This is a genomic window from Mesorhizobium sp. M0615, from assembly GCF_040320805.1.
Taxonomy (GTDB): domain Bacteria; phylum Pseudomonadota; class Alphaproteobacteria; order Rhizobiales; family Rhizobiaceae; genus Mesorhizobium.
The window spans coordinates 71,055-93,977 of the sequence record NZ_JAMYQI010000011.1; the positions used below are offsets into that span (position 1 = coordinate 71,055).

Below are 22,923 nucleotides of genomic sequence, written 5' to 3' on the forward strand. Positions count from 1 at the left end.
CGCCCCTCATCTGCCTGCCAGCACCTTCTCCCCGTATAGTGACGGGGAGAAGGGAGCGAACTTCGATCAGTCTTCGTTGGCCTTGACGTGGACGCCCAGCGTCTTGGTCAGGTCGGCCGGGTTGGACATGGCGCCGGCCATGATCAGCGCGAACGGCACCGCTGCCGGCGGCTCGGCCGAAATCTCGAGGCTCTTCGGATCGTCGAGGTACTTGCTCACCGCGGCCGTCACTTCGGCGGTCAGTTCGGGATTGTTGAGCTGCGCCATGCCGAACGGCACGATCGCCTTGGCCTGGTTGGCGATGTCCTTGCCCGACATGCCCTGCTGCTTGCCGACATACTCAAGCACTTTGCCGGTGAGCGAATCGTCATCGAAGCGGATCGATGCGCTGTTGAAGGAGAGCTGCTGCAACAGGCCGAGCAGGGCCATGCCTTGCGCCGAATTGTCAGCCCCTTCGGGCTGCGCCGCCATCTTCTTCTGCATCTCCTGCAGCGACTTGACGAAGTCGACCGTGTAGCCGCCGAGGCCGAAGGTCATGCCGAGCGTGCCGGCATTCTCGACCGAGATGTCGTATTTCGACAGGTCCATCTTGCCGTCGCTCGGCTGCCAGGTGCCGCCGATTTCGATATTGCCCGAGATGTTCTGGTAGCCGAGGGCCTCGATGGCTTCCTTGGATTTCGCATCGTCGACCAGGGTCAGGTCGGCGTTGAACTTTTCCGTGGTGGCGGAAAACTCCATCGCCTTGCCGTCGGCCGGCGGCGTGATCTGGACAGCAAGCCCATCCACCGAGAAGGCGGTCTTGTCGGCAACCTTGACCGTCAGGTTTTCGAGTTCGGCCGACTTGTAGATCATCATCGAGCCGAGCGGGCCTGTAGCGCCCTCAGCCGGGATGTTGGCGTCGTGGATGACGAAGGGGGTGAGGTTGAGCGTGACGCCGTCCTTGCTGTGCTCGAAGGCCGAAGTCGTGATGGTCGCGACATCGAAGCCGCCATTGGCTTCGGTCACGCCCTCGAGCTTGACGTCGCCGATCGGCAGCGCCTCCTTTTCGGCCGCCGGTTTGACCGACACGCCCTGTAGCACCATGCTGGAATTGTCGCCGGTAACGCCGGTCCAGGTGATATCGACGCCCTGGACGGCAAGTGCGGCCTTCAGTCGGTCGGCAACCGCCGTGTCTTGCGCAAAGGCGGCATTCAGCGGCAGCGTCAGCAAAAAGGTCGAAAAAGCAAGTTTCTTGAGTGTCGAACGTTGGATTGTCATCGCGAGTTCCCTGAGAGAGTCCTGAAAAAGTGTTTTCTCAATTCTACGCCATCACCATTCCGTGACGAACTGGACGGGAAAAAGGCGCTTTCCCGCAGAGTTGTCGAAAATCACGGCGAAAGGCAAATCGGAGCGGGAGCCTTCGCCCGACGCGGTGAATATGTCATGAAGGTCGGGCTCCCCTGCGTACCGTCTCCTGCCTTAGAGAGGGCGTGTAACAGATTGATGTTGGTTGGCAACAGCACTGCTACCGTTGCTGTTGCACAGGGACGGCAAGGGGGAACATGAAGTCCGTCACATCCATTGTCGGACCTTGAGCCGCCCTCGTAAGCCCAAAGGCTGCAAAGTGCGGATTTCCGCAGCCCCGCCTTGCCGCGAATCACCCGCTCGGCTAGTTCAGCCGCATGGGAAAAAGGATTTTGCCGCCTGAAAATGGCGGCGGTGACCACATCGAACCGGTCGATCTGAAGAAGGCGCTGGAAGAGCGCTATCTTGCCTATGCGCTCTCGACCATCATGCACCGGGCGCTGCCTGACGTGCGCGACGGGCTGAAGCCTGTGCATCGCCGCATCATGCATGCGATGCGGCTGCTCAGGCTCAACCCCGACCAGGGCTTTGCCAAATGCGCCCGCATCGTCGGCGACGTGATGGGCAAGTTCCATCCGCATGGCGACCAGTCGATCTACGACGCGCTGGTGCGCCTGGCGCAGGATTTCTCCATGCGCTATCCCCTCGTCGACGGGCAGGGCAATTTCGGCAATATCGACGGCGATAACGCCGCCGCCATGCGCTATACCGAGGCGCGCATGACCGAGGTGGCGAGCGATTTGCTTGCCGGCATCACCGAGGACGCCGTCGATTTCCGGCCAACCTACAATGAGGAGGACGAGGAGCCCGTAGTGCTTCCCGGCGCCTTCCCGAATCTGCTCGCCAACGGTTCCTCCGGCATTGCGGTCGGCATGGCCACGTCCATCCCGCCGCACAATGCCGCCGAGCTTTGCAACGCAGCGCTGCAGTTGATCGAGCAGCCGGACGCGCCGGTGACAAAGCTGATGGAGTTCGTCCAGGGGCCGGATTTCCCGACCGGCGGCATCATCGTCGACAGCCGCGCATCCATCCTGGAGGCCTATGAGACCGGCCGCGGCGGTTTTCGCGTGCGCGCCAAATGGGGCCAGGAGGATCAGGGCAGGGGCACCTGGAGCATCGTCGTCACCGAAATCCCCTACGGCATCCAGAAGGCCAGGCTGATCGAGAAGATCGCCGAGCTGTTGATCGCGCGCAAATTGCCGCTGCTCGAGGATGTCAGAGATGAAAGCGCCGAGGACGTCCGCATTGTGCTCGTACCGAAGAGCCGTTCGGTCGATCCCGGCATTCTGATGGAATCGCTGTTCAAGCTGACCGAGCTCGAAAGCCGATTTCCCCTCAACATGAACGTTTTGTCGCGGGGCAAGGTGCCTAACGTCCTGTCGCTGAAGGGCGTGCTGAAGGAGTGGCTCGACCATCGGCGCGATGTGCTGATCCGCCGCTCGAAGCATCGGCTTGGCGAGATCGAGAAGCGGCTGGAAATCCTTGCCGGCTACCTGATCGCCTATCTCAACATCGACGAGGTCATTAGGATCATCCGCGAGGAGGATGAGCCCAAGCAGGTGATGATGGCCCGTTGGTCGCTCACCGACACCCAGGCCGAAGCCATCCTCAACATGCGGCTGCGGGCCCTGCGCAAGCTGGAAGAGTTCGAGATCCGCAAGGAGTTTGACGGTCTCACCACCGAGAAGAAGCAGATCGAGGCATTGCTCGCATCCGACGCCAAGCAATGGTCGACGATCAAATGGGAAGTCACGCAAGTTCGCGACAAGTTCGGCCCCGAGACCGAACTCGGCAAGCGGCGCACCCAGTTCGCCGACGCGCCGGAGCACGATCTGACCGACATCGCGCACGCCATGATCGAGCGCGAGCCGGTCACCGTGGTGGTCTCGGAAAAGGGCTGGCTGCGGGCGATGAAAGGCCATTTGGCCGACCATTCCACGCTCACCTTCAAGGAAGGCGACAGCCTCAAGCTCGCCTTCCATGCCCAGACCACCGACAAGATCCTGGTCTTCACCACCGGCGGCAAATTCTACACCATCGGCGCAGACCGGCTGCCGGGCGGCCGCGGCCATGGCGAACCGATCCGCATCATCGTCGACATGGACAACGACCAGGACATCGTCACCGCCTTCGTCCATGACCCGAAACGCAAGCTGCTTCTGGTTTCCTACGACGCCAATGGTTTCGTCGTGCCGGAGGAGGAAGTCGTCGCCAACACCCGCAAGGGCAAGCAGGTGATGAACGTCAAGGCGCCCGACGAGGCCAAGGCCTGCATCCCGGTTTCCGGCGATCATCTCGCCATTGTCGGCGAGAACCGCAAGATGCTGGTGTTTGCGCTCTCCGAAATTCCGGAGATGGGCCGCGGCAAGGGCGTTCGCCTGCAGAAATACAAGGATGGCGGTCTGCTCGACCTGAAACCTTTCACGCTGGAGAGCGGCCTGTCCTGGCAGGATTCCGCTGACCGCACCTTCGTCAGGTCGCGCGAAGAGCTGGCCGAGTGGATCGGCGCGAGAGCGTCGGCCGGACGGATGGTGCCGAAGGGATTCCCGCGGACGGGGAAATTTGGGTAGGAATCTCCCCCCTCGAGGGGGAGATGTCGCCGAAGGCGACAGAGGGGGTCGGTACGTCCTGACACGACACCCTTTCGCTGGCAGAGAAGGCTGGCGCTTCATGCGCGGCGACCCCCTCTGGCCTGCCGGCCATCTCCCCCTCAAGGGGGGAGATCCCAAGGCATTTGGACTATCGTCACGATTGCGGCACTATAACAGTGCATAAACGCTGTGTAGGCTGGGGAGAATTGACCGTTTGAAGGAAGCGAAGATCCAGAAGCCGGAACGTCAGCAGCGCCTGTTCGGCCTGTCGACACCGCTGCGGGCCGCCGTCATCCCGCCGCTGTCGGCGGCGCGCTGGCTGTTGGTGCTGATCGTCGCCGCCGGCGTTTATTTCTTCCACGGGTTCCTGTTTCCCGTGCTGGCAGCCCTCGTCATTGCTTTTGCCAGCTGGCCGCTCTACCGCCGGCTGCTTGCCGGTGTCGGCGGTAACCGCACCGTCGCCGCGACGCTCGCCATCCTGTTCATCCTCGCCTTCCTGGTGGTGCCGATAGCGCTTGCCGGCACCTACGCCATCAACGAGGTCCGCGAATGGGTCGGCTGGGCGATCGAGACCAACAGGCACGGCGCCGTCACACCGCACTGGATCACCTCGCTGCCTGTCGTCGGCGAGTGGCTGAACGAACAGTGGATCGACAATTTCGGCCATCCCGGCGGCATCGGCGAGCTGATCCAGCTGGTCAGCGGCGCCAATATCGGCAGCATCTATCGCGGCGTGCTGGCTGCCGGCGGCAGCGCCTTCGGCCTGTTGCTGACGCTGCTGTTCATGATGATCGCGCTGTTCTTCGCCTATCGCGACGGCGAACACTTTGCCAGCCAGATCGACCGGCTCGGCGAACGCATCCTGCCGACGCGCTGGGAGCGGATTTCGCGCGTCGTGCCGGCGACCATTTCCTCGACCGTTACCGGCATGACCGTGATCGCCATCGGCGAGGGGCTGGTGCTCGGCATCGCCTACTGGCTGGCCGGGGTGCCGTCGCCGGTGACGCTGGGCGCATTGACCGGCGTGATGGCGCTGATCCCCGGTGGCGCGCCGCTGTCGTTTACGCTCGTGTCGATCTACCTCGCCGCCAGCGGCTCGCCGATGGCGGGTCTGGCGCTGTTCATCTGGGGCGCGGTGGAACTGTTCATCGTCGACAAGACCTTGCGCCCGAAGCTGGTCGGCGGACCGATCAAATTGCCCTTCCTGCCCACCTTTTTCGGCCTGATCGGCGGCGTCAAGACGATGGGCTTTCTCGGCCTGTTCATAGGTCCCGTGCTGATGGCGCTGCTGGTGGCGATCTGGCGCGAATGGCTGCGCGAGGTGGAACTGGCCGAAGACACCGTTCCCGACGCGGCGGCCGAGCTCGAAGGCGGGCCGCCGCAGATCGAGATTGTTGCCGGCCCCGCGAAGAAAAGTCAGGCTGGGTAAGCGACGGCGAGCGCTGCCCGGCGCTTGCGCCCTTCATGCAACTGCCACAGGGAATGGGCGACCAGCGTGACGATCAGGATCACGCCGCCGATCAGGCTGTTGCGCGACGGCGTCTCGGCAAAGATCATCCATATCCAGACCGGCGCCAGAACCGTTTCCAGGAGATAGAACATCGCCACTTCCGGGCCTGAAATGTATTTCGGCCCGTTGGCGAGGCAGAAGAAGGCGAACGGCATGATCACGGCGCCGTTGAAAATGATCCACCATGGCGCCTCCACCTGGAAACCGGTCCTGGAGACCATGAGCGCCGCCAGCCCGAACGGCAGCAGGACGCCGGTCAGCGCGGTGAATCCCATATCCCTGCCGCTGGCGCGTGAAACGGTGATTGCGCAGGCAATCGCCAAGGCCGAACACAGCGCCATCACATCGCCGAACAGATTTCCCGTGCCGACGGAATCGCCGACGATGATCGCGATGCCGACGATCATCAGCGCCATTGCCGCAAGCGTCAGCGGCTGCGGTCGCTCCTTCAGGAACAGCCACGACAGCAGCGCCGAGAACATGGTGGAGAAGGCCAGGATGAAAACCAGATTGGCGGTCGAGGTGTTGTAGACGGCAGTGATGAAGGCGATTGCGCCGAGCCCGTAGAGGGTGGCGACGACGAGCCCCGACCAGCCGGGTATCAGCTGCGGAGCATTCTTGCTGAACGAGCGCCAGATGGCCCATACGATCAGCCCCGCCACGAAGGTGCAGCCGGTGCGCAGCAAAAGGATCGTCCAGGCTTCGCCATGGGCGAGCCGGATCAGGGGAATGTCGATGGTCAGCGCCAGCCCGCCAAGCGCGGTGAGCAGAAGTCCTTTGGTGTGGGCATTGTGAGAGGACATGCAACGGCTTTCGCAATGATTTGAGCAGATGCCGGTCTGCGCAATCGCCCCGCCAACGGGCGGAAAGACCAGCATCGTCTCGGCTGAAAATGTTTAGATCAGGATTTGGTAAGAAAAAAATCAGCGCGTGACCGCTTCGTGGTCGTAGCGTTCCCAGCCCTTCGGGCCGAGATGCTCCTGCGGCATGAAGCGCATTTTATAGTTCATCTTGCGCGAGCCGTTGACCCAGTAGCCGAGATAGACATGGGGCAAGCCCATGGCCCGGGCGCGGGCGATATGGTCGAGGATCATGAAGGTGCCGAGCGAACGGTCCTCGAACTCGGGATTGAAGTAGGAATAGACCATCGACAGGCCATCGGCCATCTTGTCGGTCAGCGCCACGGCGATCAGCTCGCCCTGGCCCTTGCCGGTGATGAATGTGTCGGGGCCGCGGCGCCGGTATTCGATCACCTTGGTGTCGACATGGGTATCCTCGACCATCATGGCGTAGTCGAGCACCGTCATGTCGGACATGCCGCCGCGGCGATGGCGAGCGTCGAGATAGCCGCGAAACAGCGAATACTGCTCGGTCGACGGCTGCGCGTCGTGCATGGCGCCGATCAGATCGGAATTGCGCTGGATCACCCGCTTCATGTTGCGGCTGGCGGTGAACTCCTGCGCCAGGATGCGCACCGAGACGCAGGCGCGGCAGGTCTCGCAGGCGGGACGGTAAGCGATGTTCTGCGAGCGCCGGAAACCGCCTTGCGTCAACAGGTCGTTCATCTCCGGCGCCTTGTCGCCGACCAGATGCGTGAACACCTTGCGTTCGAACTGGCCCTCGAGATACGGGCACGGCGATGGCGCGGTCAGGAAGAACTGCGGCGACTGGGTCGGATGGTGCGTCATCGAACCTTGGGAACACTCCTGCGAATCGCTCTACCTTTGGCTTGGCTGGCGAAAAATTCAACAGGATTGTGAAGGCGGGGTTGAACGGACCCCTTCACATTTGCGCACAAATGCCTGTTGGCCCCGGTTGAACGCCGGTTCAACGGTCGCTGCGGCTGACGACCGTGCCAAGCAGCAGGTCGTGCAGTGTGCGCTTGCGATCGGAAAACAGCGTCACCAGGAGGACGAGCGGCGTCAGGATGACCGTGCTCGCCCAGAACAGCACCGAATGGACAACGGCGGTGAGGCCGTCGATACGGCTGCCGTCGAGACGATCGAGCCGAATGCCCATCATCTTCATGCCTGATGTGGCTTGGTTGCGACCGCCCAGCGTGTTCCAGATGTAGAGAATGGCGACCGCCGGCACGAGGATGGAATACAGCGCCCAGCCAAGACCGAATGTCAAAAGGCCAAGCACGGCCACCAGGATCGCGAACGTAATGGTGAGAAGCGCCACGATGCAATAGTCGATGATGAAGGCCAGGATGCGCCGCGTGCGCACACCGTCATAGGCCCTGACGTCGTCGAGCCTGCTGGTGATGATTTCGCCGTCAAGTACGCGCGCGTTCATGTCATGTCCTCGCAACAGGCGCCACGCTAGGGTGCGCCGCCACTGAAATGGTGAAGACCGCGGGCGGAATCAAGATCGGTTCGTCCATCGGTCCTGCTCGGCAGTGTGACGCGGTTGAGCCGATTGAATTTGGTGGACGGATGGCGTTAGCTTGCTGCGGCGCAACAAGACGCCGAGGGGACGGGGTTACATGGATTACGACATGCTGGTCATCGGCAGCGGCCCTTCCGGGCGCCGCGCCGCGGTGCAATCGGCCAAGCTCGGCAAATCGGTGCTGGTGGTCGACAGGGGCCGGCGCCTCGGCGGCGTCTCGGTGCACACCGGCACCATCCCGTCGAAGACGCTGCGCGAGACGGTGCTGAACCTGTCCGGCTGGCGCGAGCGGGGCTTTTACGGCCGCGGCTACCGGGTCAAGCAGGACATCTCCATCGCCGATCTGGTCGAGCGGCTGCACAAGACGCTCGACCACGAGGTCGAGGTGCTGCAGCACCAGTTTATGCGCAACGCCGTCAAAAGCGTGCGCGCCATGGCGAAATTCGTCGGCCCAAACAAGGTCAGCCTGACGGCAGACAATGGCGACTACTCGGAGGTTGGTTTCACCAATGCGCTGATCGCGGTCGGCACCAGGCCGCACCGGCCGCGCGACGTGCCTTTCGACAAGATCCGCGTCTTCGACAGCGATGAGATGCTGGAACTCGACCATCTGCCGCGCACGCTGACGGTGATCGGCGCCGGCGTCATCGGCGTTGAATATGCGACGATCTTTTCGGCGCTCGACGTGCCGGTGACGCTGGTGGAGCCGCGCAACACCATCCTCGATTTCGTCGACCGCGAGATCGTCGACGACTTCATCCACCAGATGCGCGACCGCGGCATGACCATTCGCCTCGGCAGTACGGTCAAGGAAATCGTCTCAAAACCCGACTATGCCGAAGTGACGCTCGCCGATGGCCGCACCATCCGCTCCGAGATCGTGCTTTACGCCGCCGGCCGCAGCGGCAATCTCGGCAGCCTCGGCCTCGACGTGGTCGGCATCGAGGCCGATTCCCGGGGCCGCATCAAGGTCGATCCGCAGACCTTCCAGACCAGTGCGCCCAACATCTATGCCACCGGCGACGTCATCGGTTTCCCCAGCCTTGCCTCGACATCGATGGAGCAAGGCAGGGTGGCCGCCTGCCACGCCTTCGGCGTGCAACTGCCACCGCCGCCGGAAACCTTCCCCTATGGCATCTACGCCGTGCCGGAAATCTCCACCGTTGGTCAGTCGGAGGAGCAGGTGCGCGAGAGCGGCGCTGCTTATGAAGTCGGTCTGGCGCGGTTCCGCGAAACCTCGCGCGGCCACATAATGGGCGTCAACTCCGGCTTTCTGAAACTGCTGTTCTCGGTCGAAACGCGCCGCCTGCTCGGCGCCCACATCGTCGGTGAAGGCGCCACCGAACTGATCCATATCGGCCAGGCGGTGATCAACCTCGGCGGCACGGTTGATTTCTTCGTCAACAACACCTTCAACTATCCGACGCTGGCCGAAGCCTACAAGATCGCCGGGCTCGATGCCTGGAACCGGATGGGACAGGGCTAGGCGACGAGCATCTGCTCAGCCGTTCCGCCGGGCGCCGATGCGGTCTACCAAGGTCTCTTAGCCTGCCTGGCGTGCGACCAATGCTGGTCCCGCCAGCCATTGCCGGACGATGGCGGCATCCGGGTCGCCGATTTCGTGACCTGAAGGCACGATGCGCGCATCGACCTCGGCGCCATGTTTGTTGAGCAGCCTCACCAGTGGCGGCGCAAACGGCCCGTAGGTCTCGTCCGCGGCACCAGCGACAATCAGGACGCGCCTTCCTGTCAGATCGGTTGCCGGCGCATCGTCAAGCACGGGCATTGCTCTCAGCAACGCCGCTTTTCGGACGAGGCCGGAGTTGAGCAGCATCAGGCTGGAAACCAGATTGGCGCCGTTGGAATAGCCGAGGAAAGTCGCCCGGGCGAGGTCGAGCCCGTGGCGCTTTGCGGCCTCGCTTGCGAAGGCGGCAAAGTACGATGTTTCGGCACGGATGCTCGCCTGTTCAAAACTGGTCGGCGTGATCCGCTCGAACCAGCGGAAGCCGTCTTCTTGGCGGATGCGGCCACGCACCGCGACCAGCGTGGCGTTGGGGGCGATCTGCCTCGCAATCGGCACCATCGTCGTTTCGTCGACACCCGATCCGTGCAGTAAAAACAGGCTCTCGCCGCCGGCATTCTCCGGCTTGAGGAGGCGGTAGGGAAACGCCAGATCCTGATGCAGAAAGGCGTTCTCGTCGCTATATCGATGCACGCTCATATCTCATTGATTTCACGGAGACATTGGTCCTTTGCCAGCTTCAAAACGGAATATTTTCACGCTCCGCGAAATGTGATTGCAACAGGCTCATTTCAGACCGTTTCTGCGCCGATATGCTCCCTGCGGGAGGAATCGAAGCGGTGTGCGCCGATGGTCGCATCCCGGCATGAACAACGCGAGCACCCTTGCTCTCCTTTGAGGCCTTTTGTCGATGACCCTGCCAGTCCCGCCCGATCGCGCCCCGCGTATCGCCGATCGCGCTCCGCGTATCGCCGATCGCGCTCCGCGTATCCCCGATCGCGACACGCGCATTGACGTGTTCCGTGCGCTCGCACTCCTGACCATCTATATCGACCACGTGCCGGGCACCGTCTTCGAAACGCTGACCTACAAGAATTTCGGATTCTCGGACGCGGCGGAAGCCTTCGTGCTGATTTCCGGCATGTCGGTCGCACTCGCCTATGGCAACAAGTTCCAGCCGGGCGGCCGGCTACTGGCGACGTTGAAGATGTGGCGCCGGGCCGGCGTGCTTTACAGCGCCCACATCGTCACCACCATGGTTGTGATGGCGTTATTCTGCGCCGCGGCGGTGTTCGGCCGGCGGCCGGAACTGCTCAAGCTGATCAACATCGAGCCGCTGATGAAGAACACGCCGGAGGTCATGATCGGCATTGTCACGCTCGGCCACCAGCTTGGCTACAACAACATCCTGCCGGTCTATGCGGCGCTGCTGTTGATGGCGCCGCTCTTCCTGCTCTTCGTCAGCTACCGGCCGCTGCCGGCGCTGGTCTTTTCCGGCGCGCTGTGGCTCGTCGCCGGCCTCTGGCAGATCGCGCCGCCGAACTATCCCGAGCCCGGCTTCTGGTTCCTCAACCCGCTGTCCTGGCAATTCCTGTTCAACATCGGCCTTGCCGGCATGCTGCATGTCAGGCGCGGCGGCACAATTCCCGTCAATCGTTGGCTGGTGGGCGCCGCGGCGACCTATGTCGCGGCAGCGGCGGTCTGGGTGCACAGCCCGCTCTGGGGCGAGATAACGTGGTTTAACCTGCCCGTGGTGATCGGCGGCTTCGACAAGACGTTCCTGTCGCTGCCGCGGCTCCTGCACATATTGGCGGTGAGCTATCTGATCGTCGCCCTGCCGGCTTTCTCGAACCTGTTCCGTCTCAGCCCGGATCATCCGCTAGCGCTGCTCGGCAAGCGCTCCTTGCCGGTGTTCCTCGCCGGCACGCTGATCGCCATGGCGGCGCAGGTGATGAAGCTGATCAATCCGGGCGGCTTTGCCTATGACGCCTTGCTGATTTCGGCCGGCATCGCCATGCAATTCGTGCTCGCCTTCTATCTTGAGTGGCTGTCCGGCATCGGCTCGAGCAAAAAGCCGGTTCGCAAAGAAGCGCCAGCCGTTCACCAGACCTTCGGCATGCCCGCGATGCCAAGGCTAAGCCGATGATCCCACATCAGCCGCCTAGCCAGCAGGCGAGGGGCCGGACGACCCCCGCACCACGAGATCGACCGGCAGCAATTGCCGGTGCTGCGAGCCGTCATTTTCGAGGATCGCCTTGACGGCCAGGCGTCCCATCTCGGCGATCGGCTGGGCGACGGTGGTTAGTGGCGGCTCGGAGTCGGCGCCTTCCGGCACGCCGTCGAAGCCGACGATGGACACATCGCCCGGCACGGCAATGTTACGCTCGCGCAGCCAGTCGAGCGCATGCAGCGCAATCTTGTCCGACATGGCCAGGATTGCCGTCGGCGTCTGCGGCAGCGCGAAAATATGATCGAGGCCGGCCCGCACGCTCGCCTCGTCATTGAGGGTTTCGTAGATTGGCACTTGCGAGACGTCGATGCCGAAGCGGGAGAGCTCGCCGAAATAGCCACGCAGACGGTCGCGTGTGCCCGAGTAGAGGGATGTCGTCTCGACTTGCTCCTGCGTGACGGGACCAAAGCCAGCGTCGGCAGATTCCAGGGCGAGTACGGCAAAGCTGCGATGGCCGAACTCGGCCAGATGGCGCGCCGCCAGACCCGCGCCGGCGACGTTGTCGACGCCGATCGCAGCGACCGCCTCATTTTCCGAATCGAGATCAAGCGCCACGAAAGGCAGTTTGCGTTCGCGCGCCAGTTCGACCAGCCGCGACCCACCCTCGATGCAGAACACGATGAAGCCGTCGACCAGGGCGCTCTGGATGTTCCAGGCGAGCTGCTCGCTGTTGGCGGCCGAGACCAGCGAAATTCCGGCGCCGGTGGCGTCGCAGGCCTGCGAAATGCTGGCCATCATGACGCGGGCAAAGGGATCGTCGAAGAAATAGGACAATGGTTCTGCCGTTGCCACGCCGATGGCGTTGACCTTGCCGGCGCGCAGCAGCCGGCCCTTGGGATCCGGGCCGGCATAGCCCATCGCTTCCGCCGCCGCCTTGACCCGCTCGCGGACCTCTTCGCGCACGATTTCCGGGCGAGCGAACACGTTGGACGCGGTTCCGTGCGAGACCCCGGCCGCCTTGGCGATGTCGGCAAGCCGCACTGGTCTCGTCTTGCCGGAGGTCAATACCGTCATTTTCGTCTCCTGAACCGGAGCCTATTTAGCACTTTAGTTGGATCGGTTCAAATTTTCCCTTGATCAGACGGCCGAGAGGGTCTATATTTGAATCGATCCAAGGGATTTCACCAATTAGAACTTGGATCGATTCAAGAGGAGGGTGCCATGCATCCCGTGAATTATCTGTTCGAAGACATCTACGGTAATGATTGGGGCATAGTCTCCGACGCCGCCACCCGCAAGCGCCGCGACAAGGTCGGGCCGTGGAGGCGTGACCTGCAATACCTTGTGAAACGCAAGCGCAGCTGATCGGCCAGACATTTTCTTGCCAGTTGATTGGATCGATTCAAGTTCTTGAAGAGGAGAACGAACATGCATCCCGTGAAACATCTGTTCGAAGACATTTATCGCAATTACTGGGGTATCTCGCCTGCCACGGAGCAGCCGCAACGGCGGCGGCCGACCAAGCCTGCCAAGCGCAACCGCGACCTGCTGCCGGAAAGCCGGCAGGATTAAATCTGCGATATTTGATGGGGCAGGGTTCTTGCCCCGTCAGGTCCGTTGTCGCACGAGCGCCGAGGCCGCGATCACCAGCCAGCCCGCGATGAGCAAGGTGCCGCCGATCGGCGCCGACATCGGGAACAGCCGCGATCCTACGAAATCTCGTGCCAGCAGATCGCCGCAGAACAGAACAAGCCCGACGAGCAGCACCAGGCTGCCGATCCGCAAGATCCGGCTTGCGCCGGCGAGGCCGACGGCCAAAAACACCGGCGCATGCATGATCAGGAAGGATGCCGCAGTGCCGACGAAGGCGCCGCCGAGATGCGCTGATGCCGCCGACAGCGCCACGCCCGCCGCGCCGGCGAGGCCGCCGGCGAAAACGAGGATGCGCGCGCTGTTTGCTGGTGCTGACTCGGCTATGCTCATGTCTCGGGCTCCGTGATTGACGATAGGCGGCGCAACCTGTCTGTCAGGATTTTTCCGATATCGCCAGCATGTCGCGCGTGCGGCGCGCCTGGGCCAGCCAATTATACACGGCACCGCCCGCCATCAGCACCGACGTGCCGAGAAACACCGCGCGCATGCCGAAATGGCCGCCGACGAAGCCGCCCAGCAGCGGCCCCGCAACCTGGCCGACATATTGCGCCGAGATTGCCAGGCCCAGCACATTGCCGCCGACCCCATCGGGAACATTGTGGCGGATGACGCTGGTGATGCAGGGCAACAGCCCGCCCAGCACCAGACCCATAAGGAACCGCAGCCCGACCAACTGCCAGCTCTCGGTGACGAAGGCCTGCGGTATCAACAGCAGCGCCGAGACGGCCAGCGATGCGACGATGACGTTCCAGTGGCCGATGCGGTCGGCGAGCTTGCCCAGCCGTGACGCCGACAGGATGGCGCCCAGCGCCGCCGCCGACATGACGACACCGGAGACCAGCGTCACCCGGCTTGCGTCCGCGACCAGTTGCTGGACGTAGACGGTGATGATCGGCTCGATCGACATGTTGGCGAAGGTGAACAGCATGCCGGTTGCCAGCATCGCCACGACAGGGCGTTTGTCGGGGATCTGCGCCCAACCGCCCTTTGGTTTCTCCTTGGGTTGTGCCTGCATTGGCGGGCGAGGCATCTCCTTGATCAGGAACGTCGTCGCCAGCGCCGCCAGGAAAATGACGCCGCCCGCGATGAGGAAGGTGGCGCGAATACCGATCAATGGCGGCAGCGCGCCGCCAAGCAACGGGCCGACCAGGGAGCCTGCGGTGATGCCGGCCGACAGCACGCCGAGCGCCCAGCCGGAGCGCTTCTTCGGCGTCTGCATGGCGACAAGGATCGTCGAGCCTGAGGAATAACCGCCGGCAAAGCCGATCAGCAGGCGCAAAAGCACCAATTGCCAGACGGTCTGCACCATGCCGGTCAGCGACATGCAGATCGCCATGCCGAAACTGGCGCGCACCAGCATCACCTTGCGGCCATAACGGTCCCCCAGTCGTCTCCACAGCGGCGCGACAAGGGCGGCGGCAAGGAAGGTGGCGCCGAAAGCGATGCCCGACCATTGCACGATCGCCGCGTGGCCGACGGCGCCCAGTTGCTCGACATAGAGCGGCAGGAACGGCAACAACAGCGTCATCGCCACAAGCGTGCTGAACGATCCGGCAAAGCACACGAACAGGTTGCGCCGCCAATGAATGTTGTAGGTGGAAGGCGCTTCGGCGGCCTGCGCTGCACTGTCCTGCGGCATGTCCTGTCCTGTCCGCTTGCTGCGGATACCATTTTGGGATACCAATTTGGCACCCTCATGGACGCAAAGCCCGGCTGCTGTCAATCAGGCGCCCTCAATGTGATCGGCAAGACCAATGGGCAAGGCCGATCGCCAGCAATGGAAGCAACTATGTCGCAGATGCAGATCGTCGAAAAAGCGCTTCGCGAGATGATCCTTGGCCTCGAGGTCGGTCCTGGCGAGCGGCTGACGGAGCGCTGGATCGAGAGCCGCTTCGGCGCCTCGCGTACGCCGGTCAGGGCAGCCCTGCTGCGGCTGGAGACGGAAGGGCTTATCTGCCGCGACGGGCGCGGCTGGACCGTGTCGCCGATCAACCTTGCCGAACTGGAACAGATCGCTGTGTACCGCGAAGCGGTCGAGGTCGCGGCGGTCAGGCTGACTTCGGCGCTGGCCGACAGGAGCGCAGCCGATGTCATCGAGGCGATGCTGGATTCCTGCGACACTGCCACGCCGCGCGAGGAATGGCACCGCGTCGGCATGGATTTCCATATCGAACTGGCGCGGCTCTCCGGCAACGAGTTCCTGTTTCGGGCCGTGCGCGATGCCATGACGCGCCTGTCGCGGGCGCGCTGGCTGGAGGTGCGCGACGAGGCGGCCCTTGGCCGCGCCTGGAGCGAGCATCACGCCATTCTGGCGGCGGTGCGGGCCGGCGATGCCGATGCGGCGGCGGCGCGACTTTCGGCCCATATCGCCGGCAGCCGCGACCGCCTGGTGACGTCGTTGCACAATGACCGGCGCGGCCTGCGCGCCAGGGGTTTTGCCGTCGTCGCCGCTTGATACCGGTCACGAAAACGAAAGAACGCCGTCGCGATCCGCTTTCGGCCTCGCTTCGCGGACGCCGATGGCGTAAGAGGCGGCCATGGAAAACAACCGATTTGAAACACCCGTGACCGTTAAGTCGGGCACGGAGGGAAGCACTCAGCTCTTGCGTACGGTGCGTGAGGCTTCCGATTACCTGCTCAACAGCTGGCCCGGCAAGCGCAGCCCCAAGCACCGCGAAGCGCTGCAGGCCTGCCATGACGCGCTGGCCGGCGACAAGCCGGCGATGATTGCAAGACGCGCCTTCATCGCCGCCGCGCGCGAGGTCAACGTCTTCGTCAGCGACAAGGCCCCGGCCTGATCACATCGGCCTGATCACACCGGCATTTTGCCAGGATCCGGCCCGTTTCGCGGGCCGGTGATCCTGTCTTGCCTATTTTTCTGTCTCGGTGTCGGTTTTGGAACTTGCCTCGTTCTCAGGCTCGGCGCGCTCCTTGGCCGCGACCTTGGCGGCGAGCTTCTCCGCCTTCTTGGCGGCCTTCTGCCGGTCGCGCTCTTTGCGTTCCTGACCGTAATTCGGTGGTCGAGCCATATCGTTTCCTTTCGCTGTGCCTGATCCTGCCTAGAAGCATTGGCCGGCAAACACAACAGCGCCGCGAGGGCAGATGCCAGCGGTTCTGGACTTGCGTGATGGCGAACACAATGGTTTAGAAAAGGCTGCGGGACAGTTGCTGGAGCCGCCGCCGACCGATTTCGAATCAAAACGACCGATGGCCACGCTTCAAAGAAACGCACAGAAGCTGATCTACTATGCGCGCAACGCCATGCGCGACATCGCGCCGCCGGTTCTTTTCCGGCGCCGGCTCGGCCGGCTGCTCGATCAGGCCAGGCTTTCCGACGCATCGGTCCGCCAGCGGCTCAATTACTACAACACGCTGCGGGAGCCTTTTAGCCCCAGCCCCGAGGCCGTGCCGGTCAGCCGGCTGCCGTCGGACCGCAGCATGTACTATTACGATCTGAAGGAGTTCACCCGTTATTTCGACCCAGATCTGCGCATCGACCTGGAATTCGGCGACGTCATCGAAGTGCCGAAGATGCCGTCGATCGTCAAGGACCGGCCGATAGCGGGCGACAACGGCAACGGCGTCCTGTTCAAGCTGAACAAGTTCCGTCATTTCTACATGCCGGCCGACGATGTCGCCTTCGCCGACAAGCATCCGCTCGTCGTTTGGCGCGGCGAACTCAACAATCCGATCCGCACCTTGTTGCTGGATGCAGCCCGCAATCTGCCGTTCTGCGATGTCGGCACGCCGAGGGCGACAGCACCTGCGGAATACCGCAAGCCCTATCTCAGCATCGATCAGCAGCGCCGCTACCGCTACATCATCTCGCTCGAAGGCAATGATGTCGCGACCAATCTGAAATGGATCATGAGCTCGAACTCGCTCTGCCTGATGCCGCCGCCGACTTACGAGACCTGGTTCGCCGAGGGGCAGCTCGAGCCCGATGTCCATTATGTGCCGCTGGCGCCCGACTTCAGCGATCTGGCCGAGCGGGTGCATCATCTCGAGCAGCATCCGGCCGAGGCCCAGCGCATCGTTGCGGCGGCCAACGCCTATTGCCGCAAATTCGCCGACGAGCGGGCCGAGCAGGCGATCTGCCTGCTCGTGCTCTACAAATATTTCGTGCTCAGCGGCCAGATCGAGCCCGATCCGCAGGTCTGGCGGTTTATCGCGGGCTAGCCGCTTCCGGCGCCCTTAAGTCAGATAACGCTGCGGTCCATAACCAGATCGGCCGGGCCGAAGCGGTCCTTCGCCGTAAACTGCTGGTGCCAGTAGGGATAGAGCACCGGCGGCCGGCTGACGGCATCGAGGCGCTGGCGTTCATCAAAGGACAGCGTCAGGCTTGCCGCGGCGAGATTGTCTTTCAACTGGGCCTCGTTGCGTGCGCCAATCACCAGCGAACTGACGGCCGGCCGGCCAAGCAGCCAGGCCAGCGCCACCTGGGCCGCCGAGACGCCGCGAGTGGCGCCGATGTCGACCAGCACGTCGACGATCCGCCACAGCCGGTCCTCGTCGCGGATCGGTGGTTCCGACCAGCCGCCGATCTGGCGCGCCGTCGGACTGTCGCGGCGGTATTTTCCCGACATCAGGCCGCCGGCGAGCGGGCTCCACACCAGCACGCCAAGGCCCTGGTCGACCGAGATCGGCAAGAGCTCATACTCGGCCTCGCGTGCTTCCAGCGTGTAGTGGATCTGCTGGGTGACGAAGCGCGGCTGGTGCTGGCTGTCGCTGATGCCGAGCGCCTTCATGACCTGCCAGCCGGAATAGTTGGAGCAGCCGACATAGCGGATCTTGCCCTGGGCAACCAGCGTGTCGAGCGCGGCGATGGTTTCCTCGAGCGGCGTCGCGCCATCCCATTCGTGCAGGAAATAGATGTCGATGACATCTGTCCTGAGGCGCTTCAGGCTCTTCTCGCATTCGCGGATCAGATGATGGCGCGACAGGCCCTCGTCATTGGGGCCCTTGCCGATCCGCATGCGCGCCTTGGAGGCGATCAGCACGTCGTTCTTGCGCTTGCCGCCGAGCGCCTCGCCGATGATCTCTTCCGACAATCCGTTCGAATAGACATTGGCGGTGTCGATGAGATTGATGCCGGCATCGATGCAAGTGTCGATGATGCGCGAGGCCTCCGCGAGATCGGAATTGCCGACGGCAGCGAACGGCCCGCTGCCGCCGAAGGTCATGGTTCCCAAGGTCAGCGTCGAAACTTTCAAGCCGGAACGGCCAAGCGTGCTGTATTCCATGTCGGTCCTCGCAATTTTGGCGGGTGGGGATTTACTGGAGAAGGGCGGGCAGCCCGAACGGGTCGGCCATTTGTAGGACAATTTGAGCGGCTTGTCGCCATGCCACGGCGATGGATCAGCCATGCCTCGCCGATTTGCAGCGATGATCGGCTGGCTGGCGGGTTGCAATAAAACCGTCATTGCCGGCCTATATCAAGTCGGCTCAGGGTTTCATGTCAGCCGGCAAGCGGAGCAGTGGAAATGACCGAGTTGAAGCAGAATTCTCCGGCCAGGGATTGGCTGGAAGCCGAACTCGCCGACATGCTCGACGAGGACTATGAGCTTGAAATGTCGGAGCCGGCGCTGTCGCTGGAGATCTCCAAGATCTACAAGAACGCGCATCCGCCGTCGATCGACCGCATGCAGTATTTCCGCGACCTGATCGGCTTGCAGTCGGAACTAATCAAGCTGCAGTCCTGGGTCGCCTACCACAAGAAGAAGCTGGTGGTGGTTTTCGAAGGACGCGATTCCGCCGGCAAGGGCGGCGTCATCAAGCGCATCACCCAGCGCCTCAACCCGCGCATCTGCCGCGTCGTGGCGCTGCCGGCGCCGACCGAGCGCGAAAAATCGCAGTGGTATTTCCAGCGCTACGTGCCGCATCTGCCGGCCGGCGGCGAGATCGTGCTGTTCGACCGCTCCTGGTACAACCGCTCCGGCGTCGAGCGGGTGATGGGCTTTGCCGAACCCGATCAGGTCGAAGAGTTCTTCCGCGACGTGCCGGAGTTCGAGCGCATGTTGGTCCGCTCCGGCGTCACGCTGGTCAAATACTGGTTCTCGATCACCGACGAGGAACAGCAGATGCGCTTCATGATGCGCATCCACGACCCGATGAAGCAGTGGAAGCTGTCGCCGATGGACCTGCAGTCGCGCGTGCGCTGGGAGCAGTACACCAAGGCCAAGGAAGAGACGTTTGCCCGCACCAACATCCCCGAGGCACCGTGGTACATCGTCGAAGGCAACGACAAGAAGCGGGCGCGGCTGAACTGCATCGACCATCTCCTCAAACAGCTGCCCTATGAGGACGTGCCGCACGAAGAAATCACGCTGCCCGAGCGGGTGTTCAACCCGGAGTACGAGCGCCAGGTCCTGCCGCGCGAGCTTTACGTGCCGGAGAAGTATTGAGCGTCTTCGCAATTGAAGACACGAGAGGACGGCATTCTTTCGCGCCCCCCTCTGTCCTGCCGGACATCTCCCCCACAAGGGGGGAGATTGGCAGCTTCGCCGATGGCGCCCTTCTTGCTACGTTGATGAGTGGCGAAAGCCGGCGCGACATCCGATCTCCCCCGGCGTGGGGGAGATGTCCGGAAGGACAGAGGGGGCGCGACGGATCGCAATTTTCCCAAATGAGGCTTACACCCGCTTGATCGTCACATGCGTGGCGAGCGCTGTCGCCACCTGCTCGGTGCACTGGTAACCCAGCTTCAGCATATCCAGCCCGGCAAACAGGCTCTCGCCCCTCCCGAGCAACACCGGCGACACCGCCAGATGCAACTCGTCAATGAGCTTCTCTTGCAGATATTGCCGGATGGTGGAAACGCCGCCGCCGACGCGGACATCCTTGCCGCCGGCCGCGGCCTTTGCTTGTTCGAGCGCGGCGTGGATGCCGCCGGTAACGAAGTGGAAAATGGTGCCGCCTTCCATCACAATGGAGTCGCGCTCGTAGTGGGTCAGCACGAAGGTCGGCACATGATAGGGCGGGTTGTCGCCCCACCAGCCTTTCCAGCTCTCGTCTGGCCATTCGCCGCGGATTGGACCGAACATGTTGCGGCCGAGGATCCAGGCGCCGACATTGTCGAAGCTGCGGACGGTGAACCGGTCGTCCACATCGGTGCTGCCGCCATCCTTGCCGACCATCTCGTGGAAGGTGCGGGTGCCGGTCATCCATTTGTGCAGATCTTCGCCACCAACGCCGAGCGGATTTTGCAGGTCCTGGTCAGGACCGGCGCCGAAACCGTCGAGCGACAAGGTGAAGGCATTGACGCGGAGTTTGGACATGGAAGACTCCCTTTGATGACCAGTTGTGATTTGCAATCAGTATTCAAACTGATTGCATTTTGCAACTAGTATTTTAGAGGCAAGCCGATCTGTGGAATGCGCAGGGACCTCAAGCCGCCACGCGCTTCGGCATCACCGCAAACGGGCTGAGCCCAAGCCAGATCTGCATCTTGCCGGCGACGTCGAGATCGCCGGTCAGGCTGATCTTGTCGCGTTCCTTGTGAACTGTCGTCAGCCCCATCCAGATCGAGGTCATGGTGCACAGATCGGTCGAGACGTAGAGATCGACGTCGAAGCCCGGATCGTACCAGCAAAGATCGACCTCGCCCTGCTTTTCGACGATCAGCCACCACGATCGTTTTGACGCCGGCAGGTCATGGTACAGGAATTGTATCACGGTGCGCCCGTCCGGCAGCGGACTGGGGTTCAGATTGCGCCGCATGTCCCACATCAGCAGCGACGGATCGAGGTTTTTGAGCGACAGCCTGGCCTCGACCCATTTCTGGCCCCAAAACCCCATCGCCTCGACAACCGGGCGCAAATCCCGGCCCGCCTCGGTCAGCCGGTATTCGAACACGCCCTTCTCGGTCGCGATCTCGGTCCGCTCGACGATGCCGCCGGCCTCGAGGTCCTTGAGCCGTTGCGACAGAAGGGTTGGCGACATTTTCGGCACGCCGCGGCGCAAATCGTTGAAGCGGGTCGACCCCGCCACCAGTTCGCGCAGCAGCACCATGGTCCAGCGTGTGCAGAGCAGCTCGGCGGCCATGGAGAGCGGGCAGAATTGCTTGTAACCGGCTTGTGTCATGTGGTGAGCTCCAAAAGATGTTGCCGGACCTTATTCAGAAAACCTGAGTTCAGCCAGTACAGAAGCTGTACTGGCACCCCCGGTACAGTTCTGTGACTGGAGCGGTCCGGCGCCGCCATGCGAGGCAGCGGTCACGTCACCGGGCAGTCCGGTGCCGATCCATGAGGAGTTGGACAATGACCGCTTACGTGATCGCAGACATCAAGGTGAAGGACGACAAATGGGTGCCGGCCTATGCCGCTTCGGTGCATGACCTCGTCCACAAGCATGGCGGCAAGTATCTCGCCCGCAGCGGCAATGTGAAGACGCTGGAGGGCAAGCCGCTCGACACCAGCCTGATCGCCATCATGGCGTTTCCGTCGGCAAAGGCAGCCGAAGCCTTCACCAACGATCCGCAATACGCTCCGTTTGTGGCGGAGCGTCAGAAGGGCAGCGACAGCCGCTTCCAACTGATCGACGATACCGATCTCGCCGGAACGATTCCTTATTTGCCAAAGGCGTGAGGAAAAGCCGGAACCCGGAGCATCCAGGTTCCGGCTAACCCTTCAGCAGTTGCGCCACTTCCGGCGCGAAGTAAGTCAGGATGCCGTCACAGCCGGCGCGCTTGAAGGCGAGCAGCGATTCCAGCATCGCCTTTTCGCCGTCGATCCAGCCATTGGCGGCCGCCGCCTTGATCATCGAATATTCGCCTGACACCTGGTAGGCGAAGGTCGGCATCTGGAACTCGTCCTTCAGCCGGCGGATGATGTCGAGATAGGGCAGGCCGGGCTTGACCATCAGCATGTCGGCGCCCTCGGCGATATCCTGCTCGGCCTCGCGCACCGCTTCGTCGGAATTGGCGTGGTCGAGATAATAGGTCTTCTTGTCACCCTTGAGCAGGCCGGCGGTGCCCACCGCCTCGCGATAGGGGCCATAGAAGGCGGAGGCGAATTTCGTCGCATAGGACATGATCGCCACATCCGAAAAACCGTTGGCGTCGAGTGCGTCGCGAATGGCGCCGATGCGGCCGTCCATCATGTCGGACGGCGCGATGATGTCGGCGCCGGCCGCCGCCTGGATGACGGCCGCGGCGGTCACCTGTTCCACCGTCTCGTCATTGACGATGATGCCGTCGCGCAAGATGCCGTCATGGCCGTGCGAGGTGAACGGGTCGAGCGCCGCATCGGTGATGATGCCGATCTCCGGCACCGCGTCCTTGATGGCGCGGGTGGCGCGGTTGATGATGTTTTCCGGGTCGAGGATGTGCGATCCCGTCTGGTCGCGCAGGCTGAGTTCAACATTGGGGAAGGTGGCGATCGCCGGAATGCCGAGCTTAGCGGCCCGCTCGGCCTCCTTGACGGCGAGGTCCAGCGACAGGCGGAAGACGCCGGGCATGGCGGCGATCGGCTCGCGCGTGTTCTTGCCGTCGATGACGAAGATCGGCCAGATCAGATCGTTCACCGTAAGCCGGTTTTCCTGCACTAGGCGGCGCAACCAGTCGGCCTTGCGCATGCGCCGCAAGCGGCGGCTGCCGGTGATCTCGTCGACGCTGCGCGCACCGGCGGGCTTTGCCGGCGCGAATTTGTTGCTCGTCGCGGGGGTGAATTTGTTCATCGCAAAAACTCCGGGTCGAGGCGGCTTTTACCACGAGGCCTTGCCGCTGACCAATGCGACACGATTG

The 22,923-nt window shown here is 62.8% G+C and carries 24 protein-coding genes; 11 read left to right on the forward strand and 13 right to left on the reverse strand.

Going from position 1 to position 22,923, the window contains the following annotated elements:
* Positions 1-66: 66 nt before the first annotated feature.
* Positions 67-1,257: an aq_1923 C-terminal domain gene (locus NKI46_RS20425; protein WP_023697470.1), complete on the reverse strand. Its 1,191-nt coding sequence runs from the start codon at positions 1,255-1,257 to the stop codon at positions 67-69.
* Between the two features lie 404 nt (positions 1,258-1,661).
* Between NKI46_RS20425 and parC the strand changes: the two genes are divergently transcribed.
* Together parC and NKI46_RS20435 are read left to right on the forward strand one after the other, a co-directional pair.
* Entirely contained in the window at positions 1,662-3,914 is a 2,253-nt protein-coding gene (parC, locus tag NKI46_RS20430; protein ID WP_352747665.1) for a DNA topoisomerase IV subunit A, read from the forward strand.
* A 235-nt stretch (positions 3,915-4,149) separates the two neighbouring features.
* Entirely contained in the window at positions 4,150-5,364 is a 1,215-nt protein-coding gene (locus tag NKI46_RS20435) for an AI-2E family transporter (RefSeq protein ID WP_023727506.1), read from the forward strand.
* Here NKI46_RS20435 and NKI46_RS20440 read toward each other — a convergent pair.
* From NKI46_RS20440 to NKI46_RS20450, 3 genes are all read right to left on the reverse strand, one after another.
* Positions 5,352-6,248, reverse strand: a complete 897-nt coding sequence (locus NKI46_RS20440; RefSeq protein WP_352747669.1) for a DMT family transporter — start codon at positions 6,246-6,248, stop codon at positions 5,352-5,354. The two genes, NKI46_RS20435 and NKI46_RS20440, sit on opposite strands and share 13 nt — an antisense overlap.
* Before the next feature lie 120 nt (positions 6,249-6,368).
* A complete protein-coding gene (locus tag NKI46_RS20445; RefSeq protein WP_023682417.1) occupies positions 6,369-7,133 on the reverse strand; it encodes an arginyltransferase in 765 nt (254 codons plus the stop codon).
* Positions 7,134-7,272: 139 nt separating this feature from the next.
* Positions 7,273-7,743, reverse strand: coding sequence for an RDD family protein (locus NKI46_RS20450; protein WP_352747671.1), 471 nt, complete (start codon positions 7,741-7,743; stop codon positions 7,273-7,275).
* 190 nt (positions 7,744-7,933) lie between these two features.
* On the opposite strand from NKI46_RS20450, the gene sthA reads away from it, so the two are divergent.
* Positions 7,934-9,322: a Si-specific NAD(P)(+) transhydrogenase gene (gene sthA / locus NKI46_RS20455; RefSeq protein ID WP_023682415.1), complete on the forward strand. Its 1,389-nt coding sequence runs from the start codon at positions 7,934-7,936 to the stop codon at positions 9,320-9,322.
* Positions 9,323-9,379: 57 nt separating this feature from the next.
* Here sthA and NKI46_RS20460 read toward each other — a convergent pair whose 3' ends face one another.
* Positions 9,380-10,051 carry an alpha/beta hydrolase gene (locus NKI46_RS20460; RefSeq protein WP_245259901.1) on the reverse strand — a complete coding sequence of 224 codons (672 nt, stop codon included), beginning with the start codon at positions 10,049-10,051 and terminating at the stop codon, positions 9,380-9,382.
* Between the two features lie 217 nt (positions 10,052-10,268).
* Between NKI46_RS20460 and NKI46_RS20465 the strand changes: the two genes are divergently transcribed.
* Positions 10,269-11,504 (forward strand): OpgC family protein, encoded by a 1,236-nt coding sequence (locus NKI46_RS20465; protein WP_352747675.1) that lies wholly within the window; start codon positions 10,269-10,271, stop codon positions 11,502-11,504.
* A gap of 15 nt (positions 11,505-11,519) precedes the next feature.
* Here the strand turns inward: NKI46_RS20465 and NKI46_RS20470 are convergent, their stop codons facing one another.
* Complete coding sequence (locus NKI46_RS20470; protein WP_352747678.1) at positions 11,520-12,602, reverse strand: LacI family DNA-binding transcriptional regulator; 1,083 nt, start codon at positions 12,600-12,602, stop codon at positions 11,520-11,522.
* A gap of 147 nt (positions 12,603-12,749) precedes the next feature.
* Here NKI46_RS20470 and NKI46_RS20475 point away from each other — a divergent pair, with 147 nt between their 5' ends.
* The gene (locus tag NKI46_RS20475; protein ID WP_023705079.1) at positions 12,750-12,893 is read left to right on the forward strand and encodes a hypothetical protein; all 144 of its coding nucleotides are present in this window, start codon (positions 12,750-12,752) and stop codon (positions 12,891-12,893) included.
* 63 nt (positions 12,894-12,956) lie between these two features.
* Positions 12,957-13,100, forward strand: coding sequence for a hypothetical protein (locus tag NKI46_RS20480; protein WP_023697463.1), 144 nt, complete (start codon positions 12,957-12,959; stop codon positions 13,098-13,100).
* Between the two features lie 36 nt (positions 13,101-13,136).
* Here the strand turns inward: NKI46_RS20480 and NKI46_RS20485 are convergent, their stop codons facing one another.
* Together NKI46_RS20485 and NKI46_RS20490 are read right to left on the reverse strand one after the other, a co-directional pair.
* Complete coding sequence (locus NKI46_RS20485) at positions 13,137-13,511, reverse strand: DUF423 domain-containing protein (RefSeq protein WP_023697462.1); 375 nt, start codon at positions 13,509-13,511, stop codon at positions 13,137-13,139.
* A 43-nt stretch (positions 13,512-13,554) separates the two neighbouring features.
* The gene (locus tag NKI46_RS20490; RefSeq protein ID WP_352747683.1) at positions 13,555-14,820 is read right to left on the reverse strand and encodes a multidrug efflux MFS transporter; all 1,266 of its coding nucleotides are present in this window, start codon (positions 14,818-14,820) and stop codon (positions 13,555-13,557) included.
* Positions 14,821-14,970: 150 nt separating this feature from the next.
* Here NKI46_RS20490 and NKI46_RS20495 point away from each other — a divergent pair, with 150 nt between their 5' ends.
* The gene (locus tag NKI46_RS20495) at positions 14,971-15,636 is read left to right on the forward strand and encodes a GntR family transcriptional regulator (protein WP_023736463.1); all 666 of its coding nucleotides are present in this window, start codon (positions 14,971-14,973) and stop codon (positions 15,634-15,636) included.
* A 109-nt stretch (positions 15,637-15,745) separates the two neighbouring features.
* Complete coding sequence (locus tag NKI46_RS20500; protein WP_245259900.1) at positions 15,746-15,979, forward strand: DUF982 domain-containing protein; 234 nt, start codon at positions 15,746-15,748, stop codon at positions 15,977-15,979.
* Positions 15,980-16,051: 72 nt separating this feature from the next.
* On the opposite strand, the gene NKI46_RS20505 is transcribed toward NKI46_RS20500, so the two are convergent.
* The gene (locus NKI46_RS20505) at positions 16,052-16,210 is read right to left on the reverse strand and encodes a hypothetical protein (RefSeq protein ID WP_023673009.1); all 159 of its coding nucleotides are present in this window, start codon (positions 16,208-16,210) and stop codon (positions 16,052-16,054) included.
* A gap of 178 nt (positions 16,211-16,388) precedes the next feature.
* Here NKI46_RS20505 and NKI46_RS20510 point away from each other — a divergent pair, with 178 nt between their 5' ends.
* Positions 16,389-17,360 carry a glycosyl transferase family 90 gene (locus NKI46_RS20510; RefSeq protein WP_023700560.1) on the forward strand — a complete coding sequence of 324 codons (972 nt, stop codon included), beginning with the start codon at positions 16,389-16,391 and terminating at the stop codon, positions 17,358-17,360.
* A 20-nt stretch (positions 17,361-17,380) separates the two neighbouring features.
* Here the strand turns inward: NKI46_RS20510 and NKI46_RS20515 are convergent, their stop codons facing one another.
* Positions 17,381-18,424, reverse strand: a complete 1,044-nt coding sequence (locus tag NKI46_RS20515) for an aldo/keto reductase (protein ID WP_352747871.1) — start codon at positions 18,422-18,424, stop codon at positions 17,381-17,383.
* A gap of 240 nt (positions 18,425-18,664) precedes the next feature.
* Between NKI46_RS20515 and ppk2 the strand changes: the two genes are divergently transcribed.
* On the forward strand, positions 18,665-19,585 hold the full coding sequence (gene ppk2 / locus NKI46_RS20520) for a polyphosphate kinase 2 (RefSeq protein WP_023682405.1): 921 nt from the start codon (positions 18,665-18,667) through the stop codon (positions 19,583-19,585).
* Positions 19,586-19,813: 228 nt separating this feature from the next.
* Here the strand turns inward: ppk2 and NKI46_RS20525 are convergent, their stop codons facing one another.
* Both NKI46_RS20525 and NKI46_RS20530 read right to left on the reverse strand, forming a co-directional pair.
* Entirely contained in the window at positions 19,814-20,458 is a 645-nt protein-coding gene (locus tag NKI46_RS20525; RefSeq protein ID WP_023727512.1) for a dihydrofolate reductase family protein, read from the reverse strand.
* Between the two features lie 109 nt (positions 20,459-20,567).
* The gene (locus NKI46_RS20530; protein WP_023682403.1) at positions 20,568-21,263 is read right to left on the reverse strand and encodes a winged helix-turn-helix transcriptional regulator; all 696 of its coding nucleotides are present in this window, start codon (positions 21,261-21,263) and stop codon (positions 20,568-20,570) included.
* Between the two features lie 176 nt (positions 21,264-21,439).
* Between NKI46_RS20530 and NKI46_RS20535 the strand changes: the two genes are divergently transcribed.
* Positions 21,440-21,766, forward strand: a complete 327-nt coding sequence (locus tag NKI46_RS20535; RefSeq protein ID WP_023693250.1) for a DUF1330 domain-containing protein — start codon at positions 21,440-21,442, stop codon at positions 21,764-21,766.
* A 34-nt stretch (positions 21,767-21,800) separates the two neighbouring features.
* On the opposite strand, the gene hemB is transcribed toward NKI46_RS20535, so the two are convergent.
* A complete protein-coding gene (gene hemB / locus NKI46_RS20540) occupies positions 21,801-22,856 on the reverse strand; it encodes a porphobilinogen synthase (RefSeq protein ID WP_023724522.1) in 1,056 nt (351 codons plus the stop codon).
* Positions 22,857-22,923: the final 67 nt, after the last annotated feature.